At 42.6% G+C, this 24,777-nt stretch carries 27 protein-coding genes; 7 read left to right on the top strand and 20 right to left on the bottom strand.

The window, feature by feature from the left end; translation table 11 throughout:
- Positions 1 to 94: 94 nt before the first annotated feature.
- Positions 95 to 1,051 (bottom strand): ring-cleaving dioxygenase, encoded by a 957-nt coding sequence (locus BA1_RS11180; RefSeq protein ID WP_008358915.1) that lies wholly within the window; start codon positions 1,049 to 1,051, stop codon positions 95 to 97.
- Between the two features lie 329 nt (positions 1,052 to 1,380).
- Between BA1_RS11180 and BA1_RS11175 the strand changes: the two genes are divergently transcribed.
- Positions 1,381 to 2,706, top strand: coding sequence for an APC family permease (locus tag BA1_RS11175; RefSeq protein WP_008358913.1), 1,326 nt, complete (start codon positions 1,381 to 1,383; stop codon positions 2,704 to 2,706).
- A gap of 12 nt (positions 2,707 to 2,718) precedes the next feature.
- Here the strand turns inward: BA1_RS11175 and BA1_RS11170 are convergent, their stop codons facing one another.
- The 18 genes from BA1_RS11170 to ggt form a co-directional block, all read right to left on the bottom strand.
- Positions 2,719 to 3,048 (bottom strand): hypothetical protein, encoded by a 330-nt coding sequence (locus tag BA1_RS11170; protein ID WP_008358910.1) that lies wholly within the window; start codon positions 3,046 to 3,048, stop codon positions 2,719 to 2,721.
- A gap of 63 nt (positions 3,049 to 3,111) precedes the next feature.
- A complete protein-coding gene (locus BA1_RS11165; RefSeq protein ID WP_008358907.1) occupies positions 3,112 to 4,068 on the bottom strand; it encodes a sugar-binding transcriptional regulator in 957 nt (318 codons plus the stop codon).
- Between the two features lie 93 nt (positions 4,069 to 4,161).
- Complete coding sequence (locus tag BA1_RS11160) at positions 4,162 to 4,968, bottom strand: SDR family NAD(P)-dependent oxidoreductase (RefSeq protein WP_034739168.1); 807 nt, start codon at positions 4,966 to 4,968, stop codon at positions 4,162 to 4,164.
- Positions 4,925 to 5,620, bottom strand: coding sequence for an SDR family NAD(P)-dependent oxidoreductase (locus tag BA1_RS11155; RefSeq protein WP_008358903.1), 696 nt, complete (start codon positions 5,618 to 5,620; stop codon positions 4,925 to 4,927). Before BA1_RS11155 ends, BA1_RS11160 begins: the two co-directional genes overlap by 44 nt.
- A gap of 31 nt (positions 5,621 to 5,651) precedes the next feature.
- Positions 5,652 to 7,034, bottom strand: coding sequence for a dihydrolipoyl dehydrogenase (gene lpdA, locus BA1_RS11150; RefSeq protein WP_008358901.1), 1,383 nt, complete (start codon positions 7,032 to 7,034; stop codon positions 5,652 to 5,654).
- A gap of 12 nt (positions 7,035 to 7,046) precedes the next feature.
- A complete protein-coding gene (locus BA1_RS11145) occupies positions 7,047 to 8,369 on the bottom strand; it encodes a dihydrolipoamide acetyltransferase family protein (RefSeq protein WP_008358898.1) in 1,323 nt (440 codons plus the stop codon).
- A gap of 17 nt (positions 8,370 to 8,386) precedes the next feature.
- Positions 8,387 to 9,367 (bottom strand): alpha-ketoacid dehydrogenase subunit beta, encoded by a 981-nt coding sequence (locus BA1_RS11140; RefSeq protein ID WP_008358896.1) that lies wholly within the window; start codon positions 9,365 to 9,367, stop codon positions 8,387 to 8,389.
- Positions 9,368 to 9,398: 31 nt separating this feature from the next.
- A complete protein-coding gene (locus tag BA1_RS11135; RefSeq protein ID WP_008358894.1) occupies positions 9,399 to 10,382 on the bottom strand; it encodes a thiamine pyrophosphate-dependent dehydrogenase E1 component subunit alpha in 984 nt (327 codons plus the stop codon).
- Between the two features lie 181 nt (positions 10,383 to 10,563).
- Positions 10,564 to 11,595, bottom strand: coding sequence for an alcohol dehydrogenase catalytic domain-containing protein (locus tag BA1_RS11130; protein ID WP_008358892.1), 1,032 nt, complete (start codon positions 11,593 to 11,595; stop codon positions 10,564 to 10,566).
- Entirely contained in the window at positions 11,592 to 12,038 is a 447-nt protein-coding gene (locus tag BA1_RS11125; RefSeq protein ID WP_008358890.1) for a hypothetical protein, read from the bottom strand. The genes BA1_RS11130 and BA1_RS11125 overlap by 4 nt, the downstream gene beginning before the upstream one ends.
- 62 nt (positions 12,039 to 12,100) lie before the next feature.
- Positions 12,101 to 12,379 (bottom strand): PTS sugar transporter subunit IIB, encoded by a 279-nt coding sequence (locus BA1_RS11120; RefSeq protein WP_008358887.1) that lies wholly within the window; start codon positions 12,377 to 12,379, stop codon positions 12,101 to 12,103.
- A gap of 19 nt (positions 12,380 to 12,398) precedes the next feature.
- Entirely contained in the window at positions 12,399 to 13,772 is a 1,374-nt protein-coding gene (locus BA1_RS11115) for a PTS galactitol transporter subunit IIC (RefSeq protein ID WP_008358885.1), read from the bottom strand.
- A gap of 43 nt (positions 13,773 to 13,815) precedes the next feature.
- The gene (locus BA1_RS11110; protein ID WP_008358883.1) at positions 13,816 to 14,283 is read right to left on the bottom strand and encodes a PTS sugar transporter subunit IIA; all 468 of its coding nucleotides are present in this window, start codon (positions 14,281 to 14,283) and stop codon (positions 13,816 to 13,818) included.
- Positions 14,284 to 14,522: 239 nt separating this feature from the next.
- Positions 14,523 to 15,254: a sulfate/molybdate ABC transporter ATP-binding protein gene (locus BA1_RS11105; RefSeq protein ID WP_008358881.1), complete on the bottom strand. Its 732-nt coding sequence runs from the start codon at positions 15,252 to 15,254 to the stop codon at positions 14,523 to 14,525.
- 15 nt (positions 15,255 to 15,269) lie between these two features.
- Positions 15,270 to 16,139, bottom strand: coding sequence for a sulfate ABC transporter permease subunit CysW (cysW, locus tag BA1_RS11100; protein WP_008358879.1), 870 nt, complete (start codon positions 16,137 to 16,139; stop codon positions 15,270 to 15,272).
- Between the two features lie 5 nt (positions 16,140 to 16,144).
- Positions 16,145 to 16,990 (bottom strand): sulfate ABC transporter permease subunit CysT, encoded by an 846-nt coding sequence (cysT, locus tag BA1_RS11095; protein ID WP_008358877.1) that lies wholly within the window; start codon positions 16,988 to 16,990, stop codon positions 16,145 to 16,147.
- A gap of 11 nt (positions 16,991 to 17,001) precedes the next feature.
- Entirely contained in the window at positions 17,002 to 18,033 is a 1,032-nt protein-coding gene (locus BA1_RS11090; RefSeq protein WP_008358873.1) for a sulfate ABC transporter substrate-binding protein, read from the bottom strand.
- A gap of 258 nt (positions 18,034 to 18,291) precedes the next feature.
- Entirely contained in the window at positions 18,292 to 20,046 is a 1,755-nt protein-coding gene (gene ggt / locus BA1_RS11085) for a gamma-glutamyltransferase (protein WP_008358871.1), read from the bottom strand.
- Positions 20,047 to 20,273: 227 nt separating this feature from the next.
- Here ggt and BA1_RS11080 point away from each other — a divergent pair, with 227 nt between their 5' ends.
- From BA1_RS11080 to BA1_RS19660, 6 genes are all read left to right on the top strand, one after another.
- Positions 20,274 to 20,732, top strand: a complete 459-nt coding sequence (locus tag BA1_RS11080; RefSeq protein WP_008358868.1) for an ASCH domain-containing protein — start codon at positions 20,274 to 20,276, stop codon at positions 20,730 to 20,732.
- Between the two features lie 196 nt (positions 20,733 to 20,928).
- A complete protein-coding gene (locus BA1_RS11075) occupies positions 20,929 to 21,546 on the top strand; it encodes a DUF47 domain-containing protein (RefSeq protein WP_008358866.1) in 618 nt (205 codons plus the stop codon).
- 15 nt (positions 21,547 to 21,561) lie between these two features.
- Positions 21,562 to 22,560, top strand: a complete 999-nt coding sequence (locus tag BA1_RS11070; protein ID WP_008358863.1) for an inorganic phosphate transporter — start codon at positions 21,562 to 21,564, stop codon at positions 22,558 to 22,560.
- A gap of 141 nt (positions 22,561 to 22,701) precedes the next feature.
- The gene (locus BA1_RS11065) at positions 22,702 to 23,472 is read left to right on the top strand and encodes a type II toxin-antitoxin system SpoIISA family toxin (RefSeq protein ID WP_008358861.1); all 771 of its coding nucleotides are present in this window, start codon (positions 22,702 to 22,704) and stop codon (positions 23,470 to 23,472) included.
- Entirely contained in the window at positions 23,441 to 23,617 is a 177-nt protein-coding gene (locus tag BA1_RS11060; protein ID WP_078061713.1) for a type II toxin-antitoxin system SpoIISB family antitoxin, read from the top strand. Before BA1_RS11065 ends, BA1_RS11060 begins: the two co-directional genes overlap by 32 nt.
- Before the next feature lie 99 nt (positions 23,618 to 23,716).
- Positions 23,717 to 23,848 (top strand): hypothetical protein, encoded by a 132-nt coding sequence (locus BA1_RS19660; RefSeq protein ID WP_008358857.1) that lies wholly within the window; start codon positions 23,717 to 23,719, stop codon positions 23,846 to 23,848.
- Here the strand turns inward: BA1_RS19660 and BA1_RS11055 are convergent.
- On the bottom strand, positions 23,837 to 24,736 hold the full coding sequence (locus tag BA1_RS11055) for an N-acetylmuramoyl-L-alanine amidase (RefSeq protein WP_008358855.1): 900 nt from the start codon (positions 24,734 to 24,736) through the stop codon (positions 23,837 to 23,839). The genes BA1_RS19660 and BA1_RS11055 overlap by 12 nt on opposite strands.
- Positions 24,737 to 24,777 lie beyond the last annotated feature (41 nt).

Here is a 24,777-nt window from a genome sequence, read left to right as displayed (position 1 = left end):
CGAATTTGGCATTCGTGAGCACCGGCACGCAGGACTGACAAAGAATGCGAGGGTTTGTCTACACGCTAAGCAGCTCAATTATGAGCTGCTTTTGTTATGTTGATGAAATTGGGGCTAATCTTTGTTCAATTTCTGCTCGTTTGTGCTCTAGAAATGGTGGAAGTGCTAACTGATCGCCAAGCTCATCCACACCTTCGTCCACTGTAAACCCAGGACCATCTGTTGAAATTTCAAACAAAATACCGTTTGGCTCTCTAAAGTAAAGAGCTTTGAAGTAGAAGCGTTCCACGACACCAGAGTTCGTGAAGCCTGCTTTTGATATTTTGTCATGCCATTTTTCAAGCTCCTCTGCATCTTCTACACGAAAGGCCACGTGATGAACACTTCCTCTGCCTGAACGCTCAAAGGGTCCTTCTGCTTTTTCAATCACATGAATCTCTGTTCCCGCTCCGCCTTTTCCTGATTCAAAGATGGTTACCATTTCACCATCATTCGATTGTTCACGTGCCTTTTCTGTGAAGCCGAGGATGTCCGTTAAAACACGGATCGTTTTTTCTGCTTTTGCAACGGTCAATTCCACTGGGCCTAAACCTCTAATCGCATAATCTGCAGGAATATCATCATGCACTGGCGGTGAGCCAGCATCCTTTACACGTGGTTCAACTGTCAAAAACAGCTGCTGCCCTTCTGGATCTGTAAATTTCAAGGCAGGTCTGCCGGCTCTTAAGGAAGCTGTTTCTTGCTTCACACCTTTTTCTTCAAACCGCTTTTCCCAAAAGGCAAGAGCCTCTTTTGAAGAAACAAGAAGACCTGTGCGTGTGATCGCATTTGTTCCCTCCAAACGGCGGGCCAGCATTGGAATTTCAAAGAATGTCAACTCCGTTCCTGGTGAGGCGACCTCATCTCCATAAAATAAATGATACATTGAAGGGTCATCCTGATTGACTGTTTTCTTGACAAGTTTCAAGCCAAGGATTTGGCGGTAGAAATCAACATTTTTCTGAGCATTTGCTGTTAATGCTGATACGTGGTGAATTCCATTTACTTTCATCTTTCTCACTCCTATTTTAAAATATCTCGAATTCAAGATAATATCCTTATGAATAAAATAGGCCATTTTTTAAGAAAAGTCAACCATTTGGCTGCACTTTTACTGGTTGTTCGGTTTTCGCCTATTAAATTAACATTAAATCAAAAATAATCTTCCATTGTTCGCTTTTAAGATAACATTCATCCTAATATCTCCAATAAACAAACACTTTTAAATATAAATACGAAAATCAGAAAATTTTTTTAATTCTTGTTTTCCTAAAATCGTATTACAATGAACAAAATACATGTCACAGTAACGTACGAAAGTGATGCAGGAGGTCGTGTGTAATGAACAAAGAACAACCAGCGTTAAAACAAGACATCGGCTTATTTTTTGCCCTTTCTCTTGTCATCGGGACCATTATTGGGTCCGGCGTATTTATGAAGCCAGGCAACGTCCTTTCTTATTCAGGAAGCTCAGGCGTCGCATTATTTGCTTGGCTGTTAGGCGGAATCTTAACCCTCACAGGCGGACTAACTGTTGCTGAAATTGGTACACAAATTCCGCGTACTGGCGGTTTATATGCCTATCTTGAAGAAGTGTACGGTGAATTTTGGGGCTACTTATGCGGCTGGGTGCAAATTATTATTTACGGGCCTGCCATTATTGGTGCTCTTGGTCTTTATTTTGGTTCATTATTGGCCAATTTATTTTCTCTTTCTTCTTTATGGTCTACAACCATCGGTATTATCACCGTTCTTTTTTTATGTGTAATCAACGTGATGGGAACGAAATACGGCGGGTTTGTCCAAGGGCTGACCACCATCGGAAAGCTTGTTCCAATTGCGGCTATTATTGTGTTTGGCTTGTGGAAGGGAAATGAAGATATCTTCACAGCCATCAATGAAAGTATCACTCAGATGAACTTCGGTGCAGCGATTTTGGCTACGCTATTTGCCTATGATGGCTGGATTTTGCTTGCAGCGCTTGGCGGTGAAATGAAAAATCCAGAGAAGCTCCTTCCTCGTGCAATGGCTGGCGGTATTTTAATTGTCACGGCTTGTTATCTCTTTATTAACGTTGCCCTTTTGCACGTGTTACCAGCTGATCAAATCGTCCAGCTAGGTGAAAATGCGACAAGTACGGCTGCTACAATGCTCTTTGGTCCAATTGGCGGTAAAATGATTAGTATTGGGATCATCATTAGTATCTTTGGCTGTTTGAATGGGAAAGTTCTTTCGTTCCCGCGTGTGATTTTTGCGATGGCAGAACGCAAGCAGATTCCGTTTGCAAAAGCCATCTCACGTATTCACCCCACCTTTCAAACACCTTGGATCGCTGTATTTGTACAAATATTAATTGCCATTGTATTTATGATAGTGAGTAATCCAGAGAAGCTGTCAGAGGTTTCGATTTTCATGATTTATATCTTTTATGTAATGGCTTTTTTCGCTGTATTTAAGCTAAGAAAACAAAACAGCGGCATGCAGCGCGCTTATAGCGTACCACTTTACCCGCTGACACCGATCATCGCGATTATCGGCTCTTTATTCGTCTTAATCAGCACCATGATCACAGATTGGAAAAGCTGCCTGATCTCCATGCTGATCGGAATAGCCGGACTGCCGATTTATTACTATATGAAAAAAACACAAAATAAAGCAGAGCGCTAAACAGCCTCTGCTTTATTTTTTATATTGCTTGATCACCTTATACGATTCGTTTAAATATCTCATGAGCCGGTAAGGCTTGCTTAGAACGCGGATAGGAAGTCTTGAGATAAATCCATTCAAATTCGCCTTATATTCCTGCGTCATCCGCTTCGGTTTTGTGGCAATTTTTTCGTATACTTCTTTGTAAAATTCCTTCATGATGTCGACTTGCACACTGATCTTCTGATGACATTCTGTACACTCAACGCTTTTCATCTGATCATTCACATAAACGATGCTGTGGAGGGTCTCTTCTTGGCACCGAGTACAGTGTAGGTTTGCTTCCATTTCGGTTTTCTTCAAGATACACAGCTCCTTTCTCGTTTGATGTTGCTCTTTTTATACAATACGATGACCGTCAGCCGTTTATTGGACTGATGCTTCCTTTAAAATGGCTGCCGCAGTCAATTCATCGGTCACCAGCACTTGAATGAAGCCGCCATTTAAAGCTCCTAGAATACTTTCGGCTTTATGGGTTCCTTCCACAACTGCAATGACTTTTTTAACATTCTTTAATTGTTCTAACGATAACCCAATGACCTTTTGGTTCAGTTCATCTTGGACAGGTTTCCCTTCACTATCAAAGAAGCGAAAGCCAATATCACCAACAGCTCCTGATTGTCTTAACCCAGATAAATCCTCTTCCTTTAAATAACCGACAGTTTTTAATGTCGAGCCTTTATGCGGATTCCCAATACCGATGAGGGCAATATCGACATTTCTGCCTTCTTCAAGCACAGCTTCTATGTCCTGCATCGCCATAAGCCGCTCTTTTAGTTCTTCCGTTTCTAAGATCGCAGGTGCATATAAATAGGAACACGTGCCATTCATCTTCTTTGCCAGCTCATATGCGAGCTGATTGGCATGAATGTCGACTGCCTGCCTGCCCATTCCGCCCTCTAAAGGAATCACTTTGACATTGCTTCTTCGTTCAAATGGATATTCCTTCACAAGCTCAGCGAGTGTCGTCCCCCAAGAAATGCCGATTTTCTCAGCATCTTTCATGTTTTTAGACAGATAATAGGCGCCTGCCTGACCGACTGCCCGCTTAACTAACTCAGACATTGTCCCGACACTTGGGACAACGACAGCATCTGTTAATTGAAAGGTCGTTTCTAGTTGCTTTTCAAGTTCCACTGTATGAATACTTTCATCTTTGATGTACACTTCAACGATTCCCACATCTTTTGCTTTTTGCAAGAGCTTTGAAATGACTGGTCTTGAGACATTTAACTTCTTTGCAATCTCCTGCTGCGTCCACCCGTCTGTATAATAAAGATGAGCAACCTTGACGAGCTGTCGTCTTTCTTCCCAATTCAGCATGTGACATCATCCTTTTAATATACTATGATTACCAGTATACCAAACATTCGTTTCTAATTGGAACAATTGTTATGAAAATGACAAAAAGAGCGATCAACTCTCCGCTCTTTTTCCCTCCGTATATTTTGGCTGATACGTTCTCCCGCCATCCAACAGGATGATCTGGCCGTGCAAATAGCTTCCCTCGTCACTTGCGAGAAATAAAGTGAGTCCTGCGATATCTTCAGGTTTTCCTAATCTCCCAATGGGAATAAGTGATTGAAGCTGTCTTTTCTCCTCCTCAGCGGGATAAAGCGTATCAAGCATCTGAGATTCAATCACGCGGGGGGCAATCACATTGATGCGTACATGATGGGCGCCTAATTCCTTTACGAGTGAACGCATCAAGCCAAAAGCACCTGCTTTTGAGGCGTAGTACTGAATACCGCCGCCAGAGCCTGTTATCGCAGACCCCGATCCAATCATGACCACACTGCCTTCTTGCCGCTCACATAGATAGGGTGCCAACGCTTTGATGCAATAAAAAAGACCATATAAATTGACGGCCAGTGTCTTTTTCCAAAGCGAAAAATCAACTTCTAAAAAGGGAAGTGATTTCGTCATCCCCGCAGAATACACTAGATGACCGATACCATTCAGATCCCTTTCGGCTGCTGACATCATCCGCTGAACACTTTCCCACGATGAAACGTCAACTTGAAACGTCAGCAGCTGAGGATGCTGTTTTTTTAAGAGCAAAAGCCCCTGTTCATCTATGTCGGACACAGCCACACGATGCCCTTCTTTTAAAAAGCGTTCGGCAATTTCTTTCCCGATCCCTTGGGCACCACCAACGATGAGAACTGTTTTTTGGTGATTAGCCAGCGCTCTCACCCCCGTCGAGCATAATCGCTGATCCATCTGTAAATGCGCCATACGATGTACTTAAGAATACCGTCATATGGGCCACCGTCTCCTTGATTTGCTCTTTGTCAGGAAGCAAATGGAGAGGAGGCGGTAATAATGCCAGCACCCGGATGCCTTTGTCTTTAAATTCTCGCGCTAACCCTTTTGTCATGGCATTCAGCATACTATTCGATGTCGCATGTGACATCCCGCCATCACCTGTGATGCTCCCTGATGAGGATATATTAATGATGCAGCCTTGCTTCTGGTCCACCATATGCCAGACAGCCGCTTGACTAGAAAGAAAAACTGTATTCACGGTTCCTTCCACTTCATCGACCCATTTATCAGGGCTTACACCGGTAAGCACCGCGTCCGCTCTCTGCTCAACTTGATTGACCAAAATATCAAGCTTGCCGCATGTATCAATTACTTGCCTCAGCATGAACTTGGCATCATGCGGTGTCTGAAGCGGATTCATGATAATACTCGCCTTACCACCCATTTTTTGAATGTCTTCACGAATGGATTTTGCCTTTGATTCATCATGAAAAGTGTGGATAAAAACATGTGCACCTGCCTGGGCTAAAGCCAGACAGATGGCTTCTCCAAATCCATCTGTGCTACCTGTCACAAGTGCAGCTTTCTGTTGAAGCTGGACGTGCACATGGATCTCCTCCCTATCCCTTGTTTGTCATTTATTTTCTCAGCTTACTTACGATATCAAGGGCTGCTTCATAAAAGCCTTCTGAGATAGTTGGATGCGGATGAATCATCTTAGCCATCTCTTCAGCAGTTCCTTCTAAGTACATAAATGAGGAAGCTTCTGATATCATCTCTGTGACGTGCGGACCAACCATCGTTGCGCCAATGACTTCACCATATGCTGTATCGTATACGAGTTTAATAAAGCCTGTTTGAACACCAGCTGCCAACGCTTTTCCGCTTGCTGCTAAATCGAATCGCTCCGTCTGCACGTTAAGCCCTTTTCCTTTTGCCTCTTTCTCTGTAAGCCCTACACTCGCTACCTCCGGCAATGTATAAATACATCTAGGGACGATATCGTTATTCATCTTTTCAAATTCGCCACATATATTGCTGACCGCAACGGCTGCCTCTGCCATCGCCGCATGAGCGAGCTGATAGCCGCCGGCTACATCTCCAATTGCATATACACCTTCAGCACTTGTCTGCATCTGGTCGTTTACTTTGATAAAAGGACCATCCAGCTGAAGATCAAGCTGGGTGACAGCTGATACATTCGGTCTTCTTCCTACACAAACAAGGAGTCTTTCAGCCGTAAAGATGTGCGTTTCCCCTTTATCATCCGTTGCATGAACCGCTTTGACTCCTTCGCTTTCTGTTACCTCTGTCACAGTTGTTTTCTTTGCGATATGAATGCCTTTTTTCTTCAATTCTTTTTCTAGCAGTTTCGATGCCTCTTCATCCTCTTGCGGAATAATGGACGGGGCCGCTTCAATAATGGTGACCTTTGATTGAAGACTTTGGAAAATGCATGCTAGCTCAAGACCAATGACACCTCCGCCAATGATGACAACAGATGAAGGAATATCCGGGATGTCAAAGATCGTATCACTTGTGTCAAATTGAATCTCTTTGAGCCCCGGAATAGGTGGAATAGCAGGTGAAGATCCGGTGGCAATGATCAGCTCTTTTGTTTCAATCGTTTCTGACCCATCTTGTTTTTCAATGTCAATGCGATGCTTTGTGACAGCTGTGCCTCTGCCGCTGAATACATCAATCTTCCCTTGCTTTAATAAAAAGGCAATTCCGCCCCTGAGTTTTTCAATGACATCATCTTTACGCTTTCTCATTTTATCAAAGGAAAGAACCATCTCACCTGTTTCGATTCCCCAGCTTTTTGCCTTCTCAATTGATTCAATGACTTCTGCATGTTTGAGCAGTGTCTTTGATGGGATACAGCCTCGATTTAAACACGTACCGCCTAGAAAATCTTCTTCAATCAAGGCAACCTTGCGTCCGCGCTCAGCTGCTTGAAGGGCGGCGGTATACCCGCCAGGCCCTCCGCCAATGACTGTCAGATCATACGTTTTTTTCATCCGATTCATCTCCTACATTAGCAATTCAAATGGTTGTTCAAGCACTTTTTTGAGGTCTGTTAAAAAGGCAGCCGCTGGTGCACCATCTACCACGCGGTGATCAAATGATAAGCTGACGCCCATCATTGGCCGCACCTGAATTTCTCCATCTACCACTACAGGTTTTTCTTGAATACGTCCAACACCTAAAATCGCCACTTCTGGCTGGTTAATGATTGGGGTAAAGGTATCAATGGCATACATACCTAAGTTACTAATGGTAAATGTGGACCCTTTCAGCTGATCTGGCAGCAGTTTTTGATCACGTGCGTTTTGGCCGATTTCTTTTGCCTCTTTTGTCAGCTGTTTTAGCCCTTTTTGATTCGCATGAGAAATAACTGGAACCATTAAGCCGTCTTTCACAGCAACAGCAAGACCAATGTGCACATCCTCATGGAAATGGAGCTCATTTTGTTCAAACGTCATATTGATTTGCGGGTGGCGCGTGAGAACACTGCTAACCGCATGAATGATGATTTCAGTAAACGATAATCTGTAGCCTGTCTCTTTTTCAATCGCTGGCAATAGCTGCTTGCGCACTTCTTTCGCTTTTGTCATATCGATTTCACTTGTTAACGTGACGTGCGGGGCTGTAAAGGCACTTTGAGACATGCGATCTGCGATCACTTTTCTCATCCCGGCTAGTTTTTGTGTTCTCACTGGAGCAGCTTCTGCCTTTAGTGCGCCTGCTGCTGTCACATCACTCTTCATGATTTTGCCGTGAGCGCCAGAACCAGCAACATTCGCTAAGTCGATTCCTTCACGAGCAGCCACTTTTCCTGCAAGTGGTGATACGCGCTGGCCTTCCTCGTTCGTATGAAGGGCCGCTTCGACATCCCGTTTTTGAATTCTGCCTTTTGGACCTGTGCCAGATACCTCGTGAATCGCCACATGGTGATCTTTTGCCGTTTTTCTCGCCGCAGGCGTTGCACGTACTTTCTCATCAGTTGCTGGTTCAACTTCAGCAGAAACAGATGAAACAGATTGTGATGATACCCCGCTGTCATCAGGGGATGCTTCATCTGCCTGTGCAGGCGGCTCACTCGGCACCTGTTCATTTGCCTCTCCGATATACCCAATGACAGCATTGACCGGAATTTGATCATCTGCTTCATAGTATTTCTTTAAAAAAATGCCATCATCGTAGGCTTCAACTTCGATATTAATCTTGTCTGTCATAATTTCAAAAAGAGGCTCACCGATTTCAACCGAATCTCCTTCTTCTTTAAACCATTGAAGCAAGGTGCCGATCTCCATCGTACTGCTCAGCTTCGGCATAAATATCTCTTTTGGCATGATCTTCTCCCCTTTATTTAAGAGCGCACGAGCTCTTTTGCTGCTTCAATAATATCTGGTACTTGTGGAATGACCGCTTTTTCCAGCGTTGGATTATAAGGTATTGGTACCGGAAGACCGCCAAGTCGTTTAATAGGTGCATCTAAATAGTCGAAGGCGTCACTTTCCGCTATCATACTCGCAATCTCTCCGCCGTAGCCACCTCGTTTCACTGCCTCATGAACCACGATACATTTGCCCGTTTTCTTCACAGATTCGATAATCGTTTCTTCATCTAAAGGGACGAGTGTTCTTGGGTCGATGATTTCGACATCGATTCCTTCTGCTTCTAATTCCTTCGCCGCTTCCAAAGCTTTGTGCACCATAATGGCTGTTGCGACAATCGTGACATCCTTTCCGCTTCTCTTCACATCCGCTTTCCCTAAAGGAATCGAATACTGCTCCTCTGGCACTTCGCTGATTGTTTTATATAAAAGCTTATGTTCATAGAAAATGACAGGATTGTCATCATCCATAGCCGCTTTTAAAAGTCCCTTTGCATCATAAGCCGTTGAAGGCTGGACAACCTTTAGTCCTGGGATATGAGCCATCCACGCTTCTAAACTTTGTGAGTGCTGCGCTGCGGCACCTGTTCCAGAGCCTGCTGGTGTTCTCACAACAAGCGGCACCTTCCCTTTTCCGCCAAACATGTAACGTGTTTTGGCTGCTTGGTTGACAAGCTGATCCATTGCGATCGTAATAAAGTCAGAGAATTGAAGTTCTAAAATTGGACGCATGCCTGTCAAAGCAGCTCCGACTGCGCCCCCTGCGATGGCAGCCTCTGAAATTGGTGTATTGCGTACGCGCTCTGGACCAAATTCTTCAATCATGCCGCGCGTGACGCCAAATGCGCCACCGTATACGCCGATATCCTCACCTAAAATGAAAACATCCTGGTTTTCTCTCATTTCCTGACTCATAGCTTCTCGAACGGCTTCTAAATATGAAATCTCTCTCACTGTTGTTTTTGTCACGTGATTCCCCTCCTAATTAGGCGTATACATCCTCTAATAGTGTGTCAATTGACGGTTCTTTACTGTTTTTCGCAAATTCAACAGATGCCTCAATCTCCTGCTTCGCTTCTTCTTGTAAAATAGCAGCCTGTTCTTCTGTCAAAACATTGAGATCAATCAAGAGAGACTTAAAGCGTTTAATTCCATCTTTTTGTCTCCATTCTGTCTCTTCTTCACGTGTACGGTATTTTTTCGCATCACTCTTTGAGTGACCCTTCCAGCGATACGTTTTCATTTCAATAAGTGATGGCCCTTCTCCAGCTCTTGCACGGCTTACCGCTTCATCCACTGTATTCATGATCTCGACCATGTCATTTCCATCGACCGTTTTTCCTGGCATTCCGTAGCTCACGGCTCTTGTTGAAATGTCTTCGATTTTGATCATTTCTTTCACTGGGCCAGACATGCCGTATTGGTTGTTTTCACAAATGAACACAACAGGTAAATCCCAAATAGATGCAAGGTTTAGCGCTTCATGGAAGCTGCCTTCATTTGTCGCACCATCTCCGAAGAAACAAAGGACAACAAAGCCTTCCTGCTTCATTTTAGAAGTGAGCGCTGCGCCCGTTGCAAGCGGAATTCCTCCGCCAACAATTCCATTTGCCCCAAGGTTTCCTTTTTCTAAGTCGGCAATATGCATTGAGCCGCCTTTTCCTTTGCAATAGCCGGTTTCACGTCCAAACAGCTCAGCCATCATTTTATTGACCTCTGCACCTTTTGCAATACAGTGACCATGTCCGCGGTGTGTGCTAACAATCTTATCTTCATCCTTTAACACAGCAATAGATCCAACTGCCGACGCTTCCTGTCCAACACATAAATGGGTTGTTCCGTGGATTAATCCTTTTGCAAAAAACTGATCGACCTTCTCATCAAAATATCTCACTAACCACATTTGTTTATATAAATCTGTTAATTTCTCATGACTAATCTGTTCAGGCAAAGTGATTTGTTTTTGCATTTCTTCTCTCCCCTTTACATTTGTTCTTATATGTTACATTTGTAATTATCATACGTTTAACTCTCATTGAAGTCAAGCATTTCCGTTTATTTTTTAAGCGTTTTCACCATTTGTCAGAAAAAAAAGAGAAAGACAAAGCCCTTTCCCAAAGACCTTCTCTTTCTCTCCATCTCGTGCATTCTCATTCATCAGGATACATCATGATTTTGACGCTCTCACCTTCTGGATGCCTTGCACATTCTATCGCCTGCAGCAGCTGACTTAACGGATAACGGTGCGTCACCATCTTTTCTGTTTGAACCACCTTCGCCCTCAGCAACTCAAGCGCTTCACGATAGTGATATGGGTGCGAAGAATAAGCTCCCACTACTTTCACTTCATCATGGAAAAACCGCTCAGCCGGAATGGAGACATCCCCCTTCGGAAAATGAGCAAACACTAAAATCGTCCCGCCTCGCGCTACAGCTTGAAACGCCTCTTTTAAGAGTGCACTGCTCCCAACAGAAATGATCACAAGATCTGCTCCCTTTCCATCGGTTTCTTTCATGACCCGGTTTTCTACTGGATCAGATGCTGGGTGAAAAGCGACGTCTGCACCTAAATTTCTCGCTTGGAGCAGCCGGTTTTCATTCACATCCGTGATCATCACTTTTCCAGCCAAATAATATTTGGCGAGCTGTAATTGGATACAGCCAATTTGCCCCGCTCCAAGAATCAAGACAGAATCTCCTGGATGAACAGGCGCTCGTTCAAATCCGTGCAGACAACAGGCGACCGGTTCGACCATCGCCCCTTGTTCATATGAAACATCATGCGGGAGCTTGCCCATTGTATGCTTGACATGTAAAGCAGGAACACGAATATATTCTGAAAACCCGCCCGGCTCTACATTTGTTGCTGCAAATTGCGGGCACATGGTATAAAACCCTTTTTGACAAAAGTCACAGGTGAAGCAAGGGACATGATGCGCTACATACACCCTGTCTCCCTTTTGAACATGTGTGACGTGACGGCCCGTTTCGACAATATCACCAGCAATTTCATGTCCCAGCACCGTCCCAGGAGGTACCGTCTCATGTGTCGCTTTGTAAATGTCCGTCCCGCATAAGCCGCACGCACGCATCCTTAACAACACTTCATCATCATCAATGACAGGCCGCTTCCGCTCCTCATAACGAATGTCCTCTGAAGAATAAAAGACAGCTGATTTCATATTGCTGCATCCTCCTTTTCATCGCACTTCGCAAAATCCTGTAAGGTTTCAACAAGCTGCTTGTATTCACTCATCTCACTTGAAATCCAGTAGCGTCCGCCGAATATTCGCGCCGGTCCCACTCTGACATAGACTTTCCCAATATGCGGATATGGCTTTAAAAACAGTTTTCCTTTAATATCGGAAACAGCATATGTGTGCCATCTGCCAAAAGCACCTATTTTCAGCTCATCTTCACTAATGATGACATTCGTTGGCTGATTCAGTCCCGTGATGCTAGAGAGCATGAGGATCGGCAGCGTATAAACACCTAACACAGCTAATGGTTCAGGTCCTGATGACAATAACGTATAAAGAGACCACAGAAAAAACAGACATATTAACAAAGCCGGAAGAAAAATAGAAAACATCGCAGACGTACGGCTGTAAGCATGCTGCTGCATGAGCGCTCCTCCTTTCAAATGACATGGAAGGAGCCATGACAGCTCCTCCACGTACACATCGTTTACTTAATATGATCGATAATTTTTTCAATATCTTCTTCAATGCCAAATCCGGTTAAAAAGGATAACGTTTGAATCACAGGCGTCCCTTTTGTATCACTCACAGGCGTTGTCGTCACTATTAAATCAGCGCCCTCCGCTTTTTGCGGAACCTCAGATGCCTTACATTGTTCAACGACGACATCGTACCCTTTTTCCTTTAACGTCTCTTCTACCTTTTTCGCCACCACCGTTGACGTCGCAACTGCTGTTCCGCACGATACCAATATTTTTTTAGCCATCAGAATCCCTCCAGCTCGTTTATTGTTCTTTCTGATCTAAACCCATTTCTTTTGCATACTGCTTTTTAATATCATTTCGCACCCAGTACCAAAGAAGCGCATAAGCCAGTGCACTAATAATCGCTGCAATGAAGTAAGGGTTGCTCGGATCAAGAAGTCTCACCATGATCCAAGGAATGACGTGAGAACCGAGATCAATACCAGAAATCATGTTGGCCCCTTCTGGGAAATCAAAACCGACGGCTTTCCCCATTGTTGTCGCAAGTGGTGCGAGATTCGTTGCGATAAAGAAGACGATCATCAATGTAAAAATACTGTTAATGAGACCGCGAATAATATTTCCACGAGCGGCTGCTACTGCCCATACAACTGTAAATGGCAGAACCGATAAGTCGGCAAACGGCAGCATACCATTGTAAGGAAGCACAACTGCGAGCAAAATGGTGATCGGCACCATCAACAGAGCGACAGCCATATTGGCTGGATGACCAATGACAATCGCTGTATCTAAGCCAATATAGACGTTTTTCCCAGGGAAACGCTTTTGAATATAAGAACGAGCGCCCTCCGAGATTGGAATGAGTCCTTCCATTAATAAAGCAACCATTCTTGGCATTAACACAAGAACTGCCGCCATTTGAATCCCAAGGGTCATGACACCTTTCGCGTCATAGCCGCCAAGAAGACCAATAATGATACCAAGTATAAGACCCATCACAAGCGGTTCACCAAAAATACCAAAGTTTTTTTTCAATGTTTCTGGATCAGCATGAATTTTGTTTAAACCAGGGATTTTATCAATGACGCGGTTTGACGCATACATAAGCGGCGCGAAGTTGACCGTTTCAGCATGAGCCATGGATACACCTTTTAAGCCGAAATGGTGTTCAATTGTCGGCGCCGTCCAGTCGGCTAATTTAAGCGTTATCGCAGAGACGATCAAGCCAACGGCAAGGGCCAAGAACATATTATGATAAGCATAGTAAGTAACAGAGGCTGCGAAAATCAAATGCCAGAAATTCCAAATATCCACATTCAGTGTTTTCGTAAAATTAACGGACAACAAGATGACATTTAATAAAAGCACAAGAGGAATCATCAAAGGAGCAACAGGTGTACCAAATGAAATGGCGGCCCCAATCGGCCAGCCAACATCCAAAATATCGAGCTTTAACCCAAGAGAGTTGACCATGGCTTTTGCTGCTGGTCCAAGACCGCTCACAAGTAAATTAATGACAAGATTGACACCGACAAAGCCAATTCCAATTGTAATACCTGCTCGGAAGGATTTTTTAAAGCCTTGCCTTAAAATCACACCGAAAATCGTCATAATAATTGGGAGCATAATAGTTGGTCCAAGGTCTAATATAAAATCGACGGCTTGCTTGATCATACATCCACCTCCTGAATTTTTCAGATAAAGCGCTTACATTTTTCTATTGATTTAATTCTTGTTGAAGTAAATCAACGGCTTCTTCATACGATGTCAGATGAGAAAGCCTGCTCATCACTTCTTCCTTGCGAAAAAGTGTCATGAGTTTCTCCAACATCACAAGCTGCTTACTAGGTTCAGAGATTGCAAGGACGAATACTATTTTGGCTTGGACTGTCTCATCAGGGCTTCCCATCTTATGAAAAATGACAGGTTCCTTTAAAGTCGCAACACTGATCGCCGGTTTGTGCACATGTTCAGGGTCTGTATGGGGAATTGCCACGCCAAAGGTCGCAAGGGGCAGGCCAGTAGGATATGTTTTTTCTCTTTCTAGCACTGCTGGTAAAAAGCTTGATTTAATATATCCTTCAGCTTCTAACCGTTTTGCTAAATATGTGGTCACCTCCTCTCTAGACGACGCTTCGTACTGCAGCTCAATCAGCTGCTTATCTAACTCAAATAAGCTGTTCAAACAACCACCTCTTTCATTTGGTATGATCATGAACACATGTAACAAACAGAAAGAACATTTTAAAACAGAACCTTTTTTAAAGCACTTACAAATATATGTTATTTAAAATGTTCAACGCTGTTACCTTTGTAAAGATATTATAATATTCGAAATTATAAGTCAATGTTCCTAGGAAAATTTTTATAAAAAAAGACGCAGACATGGCTGCATCCTCTTCTTCAAATCTTCTAATCCTCCTGTTAAATATGGCTTCCAATATCTAAAAATTCAGATACAAAAAGGTTGTCTGTCTGCTCAGCCATTTCTTGCTTTGTGCCGATCTTTTCAATTCTGCCTTCATTCATTACTACAACACGATCAGCAATATCAAACGCCTCCTCTTGATCATGTGTGACAAAAATCGTGGTCATTTGAAATTCTTGATGAACTTTTTTCAGCCAATGTCTCAATTCTTTTCTTACCTTTGTATCCAAGGCGCCAAAAGGTTCATCTAATAGAAGGGCCTTCGGTTTGACGGCAAGTGCACGCGCGAGTGCTACACGCTGCTTCTGTCCGCCTGATAGCTGCTCTGGATAACGGTGCTCATACTGCGTTAACTGAACGACTTTCAGAAGCTCTTGCACCCGCTCTTTGATGTCTTTTTTAGACAGCCTTTCTCCTCTAGGCTTCACCTTAAGACCATATGCAACATTATCAAATACCGTCATATTTCGAAAAAGAGCATATTGCTGAAACACAAACCCGATCTGCCGCTTCCGTACTGGAATATGTGTATAATCCTGTTCTCCAAATAAAATCTGTCCGTTATTTGCATAATCAAGGCCTGCAATAATTCTTAATAAAGTCGTCTTACCTGATCCCGATGGTCCTAATAAAGAAATCAATTCGCCACTTCCGATTGATAAGTCTACGTCTTGCAGGACCTTCGTTTGACCAAACCGTTTTGAAATTTGTTTCGCTGTAATCCCCAAGGCTAATCCCTCCATTTATTTTGAACGCTTGCCAAGCCGGTGATCCATCTGCTGAATGATTTGTTTGATGATTAATGTGATGACCGCCACAAACGCCATGAGCGAAGCTACGGCAAAAGCAGCTTGAAATTGATACTCGTTGTATAAAATTTCTATATGAAGCGGCATCGTATTCGTCATCCCGCGAATATGACCTGAAACAACCGACACTGCACCAAACTCACCAATTGCCCTTGCCCCTGCTAAAATGACGCCATAAAAAAGGGCCCATTTGATATTCGGAAGTGTCACAAGAAAAAAGGTCTTCCACCCGTTCGCACCAAGCGTAAGCGATGCTTCCTCCTCATGAATGCCTTCCGTTTGCATAAACGGAATTAACTCTCTTGCAATAAAAGGAAATGTGACAAAGATGGTCGCAAGAATCATGCCTGGCACAGAGTAAATCACTTTCCATCCGTTTGCTAAAAGCCATGGTCCTAACAGTCCATTCGAACCAAATAAAAGCACAAATACAAGTCCGGCAATAACAGGTGATACAGCAAACGGGAGGTCGATCACAGTCGTTAACAGCCGTTTTCCGCGAAAGTTAAATTTTGTGATGAGCCATGCAGCACTAACCCCAAAAATGATTTGAAGCGGCAAGGTGACGACCACAATGAAGACCGTCAATTTAATGGCTGCGAGTGTATCTGGATGTGAAATGGCAAAAAGATAAGAATTCCAGCCTTTCTCAAAAGCCTTTGAAAACACGGCAATCAGCGGCATGAGTAAAAACAACAGCAAAAAGGCATACACAATGGCAACAAAAATGATCTTCACCGCTTTTGATTCGGTCACAGGGCTTTTAAATTTGATGTGTTGCTGTTTACTAAGCTCTCTCTCCAATCAACTCACCTCACTTCCACTTGTTTTTTCCGCTCTACATACCACTGCACACCATGAATCAATAACAGGATGAAAAAAGATAGGAGCAGCATCAAACAAGCAATCGCTGCTGCACCATGGTAATCATACTGCTCAAGCTTTGACATGATCATCAGTGGTGTAATTTCAGTCTTAAACGGAATATTTCCAGCAATAAACACAACGGAGCCATATTCACCGAGGGCTCTTGCAAATGCAAGAGAAAATCCTGTCATCACCGCTGGAAACAATGCCGGCAAAAGTATATGAAAAAAGGTCTGTTTCCTTGTTGCACCAAGAATGGCCGCAGCCTCTTCCACCTCCTGCTGAAGCCCCTCTATGACCGGCTGAACCGTTCTAATGACAAATGGAATGCCAATAAAAATTAGTGCCAAAATAATCCCCAAAGGGGTGTACGCCACCTTCATATGCAAAAATTGACCGATCCACCCATTCGGAGAATAAAGAGTTGTCAGAGCAATACCAGCAACTGCCGTTGGTAGTGCAAACGGCAAGTCAATGAGTGCATCCAAAATTTTCTTTCCTGGAAACGAGTACCGCGCGAGAACCCATGCGATCAGTACACCGAATCCTGCATTGATGAGTGCAGCTGCAAAAGAAGTCGTAACCGTCAGCTGCAGTGACTTTAGCACCCGCGCATCACTAAAGACGTTCCAAATGCCTTCTGCTCCTAATGAAGCCGTCCAAATAAATACCATAGATAAAGGAATCACGACAATCGCACTTACATAGACAAGTGTCACCCCGAGACTCAGCCCGAATCCAGGCAATACACGTTTTCTTTTATTGGCGGCAGCATGTGCTTTCTTCATCACGTCGCCCCCTATTTTTGTCCGCTATATATTTGATCAAATAATCCGCCATCATCAAAAAATCTTTTCTGCGCCTTTCGCCAACCGCCAAAGGCTTCATCAATTGTCACCATATCAATCTCTTTAAACTGGTCTTTATATTTGTTTAACACTTCTTGATTTCTAGGCCGGTAATAGTTTTTCGCTGCAATTTCCTGCCCTTTTTTAGAATACAAATAATCCAGATAAGCCTTTGCCACTTTCTCAGTTCCTTTTCGTTTCACATTTTGATCGACAACAGCAACGGGCGGCTCTGCTAGAATACTAATGGAAGGACTGACAATCTCAAATTTGTCTTTGCCTAATTCATGCAGCGTCAAATACGCTTCATTTTCCCATGCAATTAACACATCACCAAGGCCGCGTTCAACAAAGGTAGTGGTGGCTCCACGGGCACCTGAATCAAGGACCTCAACATGTTCATATAACTTTTTCACAAAATCCTTTGTTTTTTCTTCATCTCCATGAAAGGTTTTATCTGCATATGCCCATGCGGCTAAATAATTCCATCTTGCACCGCCTGACGTTTTTGGATTAGGCGTAATAATGGACACGCCTGGCTTAATTAAGTCATCCCAGTCTTTGATGTTCTTTGGATTCCCTTTTTTCACAAGAAATACAATGGTAGACGTATAGGGTGTAGACTGGTTTGGAAATTCCTTTTGCCAATCCTTTGAAAGCAGTCCACGATCTGCAATCGCATCAATGTCATACCCAAGAGCAAGTGTGGCCACATCTGCCTCCAGTCCATCAATAATGGATCTCCCCTGCTTACCTGATCCTCCGTGAGACTGCTGAATCGTCACATCCTCACCGGTTTTGTCCTTCCAATAAGTCTGAAATGCTTGATTGTATTCTTGATACAATTCACGTGTAGGATCATATGACACATTTAACAGCTCAATCTTTCCCTTTTGATTTGAGGCTTCATTTGCATTTGAGCATGCAGCACTCGTGATGATGAATAGGGTGGTCACGATAAAGACCCATTTCCACTTTTTCACGTTATCCCTCTCCCCTTCAAATAATGTGACACCAACCTTGCCGTTTTAAGTTCCATACGCAAAAAAGGCCCTCAGCAATTGAAGAACATAGTAGTCCTGTACTTCAATGCCAAGAGCCTTCGGTTGTCCGATCAGCTATGTATGATTGATGTTAGTCTATATATTATTCAAACTATTCACAGGTGTCAACTGTGTTTTTTTTTTATTCAAGCAAAAAGAAACGCCCTCATCATGAGGCGCTTCTTTTCCCGGGAAATGTTATTGATCTGCAGACAGCTTTAAATTGACACCAACAGCGGTTCCGTTTCTCGTTGAGTCAGCTACTCCAGTAAATGTACCTGCTTTTCGATCAATCAGTAAAGCTTGCACATTTCCTATATCAATAGGTGAACTGCCAAACTGATGACCCAAATCATTTAGCTTTGTTCTCACATCGAGAGGGACACCTACTTCATACCGGTAAGAAGTTAAGCTGTTTGTATAAATTCTTGGCTCTTCCACCGCATCCTGAAGCTCCATGTCATATTCAAGCAAATTCAGGATGGTTTGTGAAACAGAAGCAATAATGGTAGTTCCTCCAGGTGATCCAACAGTCATAACAGGCTCTCCATCTTTAAATATGATCGTCGGTGTCATACTTGATAATGGTCGTTTATTCGGCTGCACTTCATTTGCGCCGCCAGGTCTTGCATCAAAATCAGTTAGTTCATTGTTTAAGAAAAATCCATACTCTGGGACGAGAATCCCTGTACCAAATAACTGTTCAATGGTTGTTGTGAATGACACAACATTTCCCCACTGATCTGCAACAGTAAAATGGGTCGTCTCACCAATGGTTTTATCTTCTGGCTGAGGAACAATTGGGGATGGATTTTTTTCATCCTCATATGCCCAAGGATCTCCTTCTTTCGGGTCGCGATTCATTTGATCTAATTGAATGAGAGAGGCTCTTTCTGAAATGTAGTCGTCGTCTAATAGTCCTTTTAGTGGAACATCTACGAATTCGGGGTCGCCGGCATATGCCGCGCGGTCAGCATAGGAGAGGTGCATCGTTTCAGCAAGCAGATGATATTTTTCGAATGATTTGGGGTCATACTGAGATAGGTTAAAGTGGTCAAGTATTTTGAGTATTTGTAGCATAAACACCCCGCCCGAGCTTGGTGGAGGCATGCTTGCAAGCTGGTATCCTTTATAGTCTCCCCAGATTGGCTTGTCAGTCTCGACCTCATAACGTTTGATGTCTTGTGAAGTCATCGTACCACCAAAATCTTGAACTGTATGTGCAAGTGCTTTTGCTACTTTTCCTTCATAAAACGCTTTGCTTCCTTTTTTCGCAATGAGTTTAAATGTTTTTGCAAGACCTGGCTGGACAAGCAGGTCTCCTTCTTCGAGCGGCTGATCATTTGGAAGGAAAATTGGCGCTGCGGCCGTTTTTTTCAATTTCCCTTGGTGATCATCAATCGCTTTTGCCAGGACAGAATCAATTTCAAATCCATCCTCTGCAAGCTGAATGGAAGGCTCAATCAATTCCTTCATAGAACGAGTACCCCACTTATCTAAAGCCGCTTCGAGACCTTTTACTGTCCCAGGAACACCAACAGCATTCCCATGTGTGGACCGCTCAGCAAATGGAATCACTTTCCCTTCATCTGTTAAAAACATGTCAGGTGTTGCGCCCTGTGGTGCTCGTTCTCTACTATTGATGATGGATGTTTCTTTTGTCTTACCATCATACACCATCATAAATCCTCCGCCGCCAATTCCAGACATCATTGGCTCTGTGACGTTCAGTGCATATTGGATGGCTACTGCAGCATCCACTGCGTTCCCACCTTTTTTCAACACATCAGCACCAATTTCCGATGCCAGCGGATGAGCAGTAGCCACCATTCCATCTTTACCAACAGCTACTTTATTCCCATGAGTTTCATTTGCAGTGACTTGGCTGACCGGCAGGAAAAACGAGAAAACAAACAGACATATGGACAAAACAGTTAGAGAAATGCGTTTCATGAACAACACCCCTTCCATATTCTTACTTTGACCTTACCGACTTCTCGACATGAATACAATAGATTATTCTAAAATTTCAAAAATTTTCATCCTATCATCCTATATTCGCTAAACGAAATACATTTTTCCAAATCATATGGCATGCGCAATATGTAGGAATAAAGGCATATCATTTCCAATCGTGAAACTCCACGATATAATAATCTCATCACAAAGGGGGAAAAAGAATGAACCACAAAAGCACATTATTTTGGGAGTCTTATTGGGAAGAAAAATCAGGAAAAGCCCCTGATCACGCCTCTGTTTCCGCTTGGGCATTTGGCGCAGATCCAGATCACTTGCTTAAGCTTGTACAGCAAGGGAAAAAAACAGCCACTTGTTCAGGACATATTTTTTACGAAAAAGAGCAGGAGCCGCTCCCACAGGCTGGACAATACGCAATCATTCTCGACAGTCAGGAAGAACCAAAAGCCATCATCGAGATCACAGCTGTAGATGTGATGCCAATGAACAAAGTCCCTGAATCATTCGCAAGAGCAGAAGGTGAAGGGGATCTATCCTATGACTATTGGTACAGAGTCCATAAAGAATTCTTCACAGAAGCACTTAAACCGTATGAATTAGATTTTCAAGAGGATATGCTGCTTGTTTGCGAACGTTTCAAATTGATTTATTCAGCTTCGTAACGCTTTAAGCGGCGCCGAATACAAGCCACCTTTTTCCCTTTTTGAAAAAGGTGTGTTGAGATGTCATCTTTAGGTCAGAATAAGATCAAATAGAAAAAGTGAAGAAATTTTCGACTACACCTGTTTTTTTTCGACAAAAGAATATATAATTATTTGATGTGTGCATTGTCTCATTTATACAATGGAGGGTTTTTACATGTTAAAAAGGAAAAAAGATAAGTTTTCCGTCTTGTTAACGGAAATTGCTAAAAATTTAGATGAAACTGCTGAGTATTTTGTTAGCTATAAAGTAACAAATCAAACCACTCTGAAAGAATTTTCTGACACATTGAAGGAATATGAGACAAAAGGTGATCATCATGTTCATACCATGATTAAAGAGCTGAACAAAGCCTTTATTACACCGATTGAACGTGAAGACATTCTTCAATTGACGAATAGTCTCGATGATGTTTTAGATGGAATTGAGCATTTTTCAGCAACATTAGAAATTTATTCAATTACAAGCTCTGACGAACATATCGACAAATTCAGCCACTACATCAGAGAATGCGCGAAAGAAATTTTAACCACAATTGAATTACTGGCTGATAATCGCTTGAAAGATATTCATCCGCACGCAATCAAGATCAAAGAGATTGAACATAATTGTGACAATCTTCATCGTAAATCACTAAAGAACTTGTTTGGAAAAGAAACAGATCCAATTAAGGTCATTCAATACAAAGAAATATACGAAACACTTGAAGAAATCGCTGATTCCTGTCAAAGTGTTGCCAACAATCTAGAAACAATCATTATGAAGAATGCGTAACGGGGTTAGTTAAACATGGACATTTTACTTATCCTCACCATACTTATTGTTATTTGTGCACTTGCTTTTGATTTCATTAACGGATTCCACGATACAGCAAATGCCATTGCTACTTCTGTTTCAACGAAGGCTTTAAAGCCTAGACATGCTATTATCATGGCAGCGTTCATGAACTTCATAGGAGCAATGACATTTACAGGTGTGGCAAAGTCCATTACAAAGGACATCGCAGATCCATTTACACTTCAAAACGGTTCTGTTGTCATTTTGGCTGCTTTAATCGCGGCCATTACTTGGAACTTGCTTACTTGGTATTACGGGATTCCGAGTAGTTCTTCACACGCACTGATCGGTTCAATTGCGGGGGCCGTTATTGCCTCTGCAGGGTTTAGCGCTTTAAACTATTCGGGATTCATTAAAATCATTCAAGCACTTTTGCTTTCACCTATCCTGGCTTTTGTATTGGGATATATCGTGTATACCATTATTAAAATCATATTCAGAGACAACAATCTTGCAAAAACAAATAAACAATTCCGACGTGTTCAAATTTTAACTGCTGCACTTCAATCGTATACCCATGGTACAAACGATGCGCAAAAAGCAATGGGGATTATCACGATGGCTTTAATTGCAGCTAATCTTCATACAACAGACGACATTCCATTCTGGGTACAATTCTCTTGTGCACTTGCAATGGGACTTGGTACTTCTGTTGGCGGCTGGAAGATTATAAAAACAGTCGGCGGAAAAATCATGAAAATTCGTCCAGTAAACGGAGTATCAGCGGACTTAACTGGTGCAGCGATTATTTTCGGTGCAACGTTTATCCATTTACCAGTTAGTACAACACACGTTATCTCCTCTTCTATTCTAGGCGTAGGTTCTGCGCACAGAGTAAAAGGTGTGAACTGGGGTACAGCAAAACGTATGCTTGTCACCTGGGTCATTACTTTACCGATTTCAGGGACACTAGGTGCTCTTGTATACTTTGTATTAAACGCGATTCTCTAATGTAAATGTCAAAGACCTGTCTAACAGGTCTTTTTTTATTTGTCTGCTCCTTTTCTGATAGACAGTTTTTTCATGAAGCAGGTTTTCCAAACATATCCATAGAAGTAAATAAGTATTCATCTGTCTATGGGAGAGAAGAACATGCTATTATTTTTTCAATTAACTGTTTGGTTATTGCTTGGTGCTCTTGCTGTGTATGTATTTGCGGTATGGCGCTTTGAGCAAAAAGTAAAAGAAAAGATGTTTGCCATTCGTAAAACGTGGTATTGGATTTATGTAGCGGGTGCCGTTGTGTACTGGACGAATGACCCTTCTTCAATCTTCACCGATTGGATGCATTACCTGATTATTGCTGTTTTTTTCGCATTAACTGATGCCTTCATTTTCCTCAGCTCTTATATTAAAAAACTCGGAAATCATGAACTTGAGACGGACACTCATCAACTCCTTGAACAAAATAACGATCTTCTTCATTCTTACCTTAATAAACTAAAAACGTACCAATACCTATTGAAAAACGAACCGATCCATGTATATTATGGAAGTATAGAAGCATATATAGAGGGAATTGAACGACTGATCTATTCTTTTGCAGAAAAAATGAATATCCAAGCCGTTCTTTGTCCATATAATACGCAGGAGCAAAAGGATGACCTGCTGAGGACACTTGATCAAAGAGCGCTCATTCAAGCAAAGCTTGACAGGCAGGAAGTATATTACGATGATTTTGGCAAATTGGTGCTCATCCCTTTTTCAGTAGCAGATGCACACTATGTGATTAAGCTGACCTCTGAGGAGATTGTCACTGAGTTCGACTATTTATTAATGACTTCACTTACAACGATTTATGACCTAATCTTGCCTGACGAAGAGGAAGGTGATGAAGATGGACCACGCACTTCAAGGGGATAATAACAATCGCAAGAAAAACCCTTTTAAGATTTTAAAGAAGAAGCGCCATATTAGTATGGCTGATTACAAGGTAAGTCCCCATACTGAGCGTATTTTCAAAAAGAATGAACAGCTCTTAGATGAGTATAAAAATAAAAAAGCTTGATCACACTAAAGGACGCGGAACTTCATCCGCGTCCTAATTCCATTTTCACATCTACTTGCATACAATAAAATCAACTGCTGCAACGATTGAGGTGCCAACATGAAAAAGAAAATCAAACAATTGAGATATGTTCAGTTTGCTGAATTTCAGCCATCCCCCTACGTCAGCCGATTACATGAAAAAAGTGAAGCCGTTATTCAAGCAGCCAAAAAGAAAAACTCACTGATTTAACAGTTTAAGCAGCTTCTCCTTTGTTTTTGGGCCGTATACCCCATCACTTGTCAGACCATTCACCAGCTGAAAACGCGCGACGGCATTGGCTGTTTTTTCCCCATAAACGCCATCAATTCCTTTATCTACAGCTGTTTTATCAGGATAAAAGTACAAAGCAGCCAGCGCTTTTTGGACGAGACGTACATGCTCCCCCTTCGTCAGAGGCGATGTTACCTTTAACACCCCATCCGGCAGTTCGTACGTAAGCTTTTCCTCTGTTCGATAAATGTTGAGAACCTGTCCAACTCGAATCATGTTCGGATCACTAATGTTATTCCATTTCTGCAAATCACTAACCGTGACACCATGTGCTTTTGCAATACTCGTTAACGTATCTCCGCTTTTGACGACATACGTCAAGACCGTCTCCGGATCACCTGCAGTCTCGATTCCTTTTTTAAATTCATCCCATGTAGCCAGCAGCAGGCGTGGACATGTTTTTCCTGACCAATGCTGATGCGTGACCACATTGGCTAGTGGAATATGATGTTCTTTTAATAGCTTTTGAATGAGCCATTGGGCATGTTTGACAGCTTGCTGAAAGTTTCCATCTTCATTTTCACAAATTTCAATTCCAATAGATTTCCGATTACCATCTCCATGTCCATCCCCAGCATGCCAGCCATTTTCATTTAAAGGCAGATGTTGAAAAATTTCATGGTCATCCACTGTAAAATGCCAGCTCACCTCTGTCGTTGAACGCTTGACATATGCCGCATGACTTTTTGCGTCAGCCCCCTTTGATGTATTGGCTGTGTTATGCACAGTCACATACACCGGTGTCATGGCGTATCCTGGACGATTTCCGTTTCCAACTGGAATAAAATCTTGATAAATTTGTACCATGCTTTGCACTCCTTTTTGCTAAATTGATGTTTGATCTTGCT

Source organism: Bacillus xiamenensis (assembly GCF_000300535.1).
In the GTDB taxonomy this organism is placed as follows: domain Bacteria; phylum Bacillota; class Bacilli; order Bacillales; family Bacillaceae; genus Bacillus; species Bacillus xiamenensis.
The sequence above is the reverse complement of the archived record's forward strand: the minus strand, read 5'-3'. Positions and strand labels throughout refer to the sequence as shown.

Excerpts from the sequence above, each read along its gene's own strand:
- BA1_RS11180 (WP_008358915.1), bottom strand. The coding sequence starts at position 1,051 with ATGAAAGTAAATGGAATTCACCACGTATCAGCATTAACAGCAAATGCT.
- BA1_RS11175 (WP_008358913.1), top strand. The coding sequence starts at position 1,381 with ATGAACAAAGAACAACCAGCGTTAAAACAAGACATCGGCTTATTTTTT.
- BA1_RS11165 (WP_008358907.1), bottom strand. The coding sequence starts at position 4,068 with ATGCTGAATTGGGAAGAAAGACGACAGCTCGTCAAGGTTGCTCATCTT.
- BA1_RS11160 (WP_034739168.1), bottom strand. The coding sequence starts at position 4,968 with ATGGATCAGCGATTATGCTCGACGGGGGTGAGAGCGCTGGCTAATCAC.
- lpdA (WP_008358901.1), bottom strand. The coding sequence starts at position 7,034 with ATGAAAAAAACGTATGATCTGACAGTCATTGGCGGAGGGCCTGGCGGG.
- BA1_RS11145 (WP_008358898.1), bottom strand. The coding sequence starts at position 8,369 with ATGCCAAAAGAGATATTTATGCCGAAGCTGAGCAGTACGATGGAGATC.
- BA1_RS11135 (WP_008358894.1), bottom strand. The coding sequence starts at position 10,382 with ATGCAAAAACAAATCACTTTGCCTGAACAGATTAGTCATGAGAAATTA.
- BA1_RS11130 (WP_008358892.1), bottom strand. The coding sequence starts at position 11,595 with ATGAAATCAGCTGTCTTTTATTCTTCAGAGGACATTCGTTATGAGGAG.
- BA1_RS11125 (WP_008358890.1), bottom strand. The coding sequence starts at position 12,038 with ATGCAGCAGCATGCTTACAGCCGTACGTCTGCGATGTTTTCTATTTTT.
- BA1_RS11120 (WP_008358887.1), bottom strand. The coding sequence starts at position 12,379 with ATGGCTAAAAAAATATTGGTATCGTGCGGAACAGCAGTTGCGACGTCA.
- BA1_RS11115 (WP_008358885.1), bottom strand. The coding sequence starts at position 13,772 with ATGATCAAGCAAGCCGTCGATTTTATATTAGACCTTGGACCAACTATT.
- cysT (WP_008358877.1), bottom strand. The coding sequence starts at position 16,990 with ATGAAGAAAGCACATGCTGCCGCCAATAAAAGAAAACGTGTATTGCCT.
- ggt (WP_008358871.1), bottom strand. The coding sequence starts at position 20,046 with ATGAAACGCATTTCTCTAACTGTTTTGTCCATATGTCTGTTTGTTTTC.
- BA1_RS11080 (WP_008358868.1), top strand. The coding sequence starts at position 20,274 with ATGAACCACAAAAGCACATTATTTTGGGAGTCTTATTGGGAAGAAAAA.
- BA1_RS11075 (WP_008358866.1), top strand. The coding sequence starts at position 20,929 with ATGTTAAAAAGGAAAAAAGATAAGTTTTCCGTCTTGTTAACGGAAATT.
- BA1_RS11070 (WP_008358863.1), top strand. The coding sequence starts at position 21,562 with ATGGACATTTTACTTATCCTCACCATACTTATTGTTATTTGTGCACTT.
- BA1_RS11065 (WP_008358861.1), top strand. The coding sequence starts at position 22,702 with ATGCTATTATTTTTTCAATTAACTGTTTGGTTATTGCTTGGTGCTCTT.
- BA1_RS11060 (WP_078061713.1), top strand. The coding sequence starts at position 23,441 with ATGAAGATGGACCACGCACTTCAAGGGGATAATAACAATCGCAAGAAA.
- BA1_RS19660 (WP_008358857.1), top strand. The coding sequence starts at position 23,717 with ATGAAAAAGAAAATCAAACAATTGAGATATGTTCAGTTTGCTGAATTT.
- BA1_RS11055 (WP_008358855.1), bottom strand. The coding sequence starts at position 24,736 with ATGGTACAAATTTATCAAGATTTTATTCCAGTTGGAAACGGAAATCGT.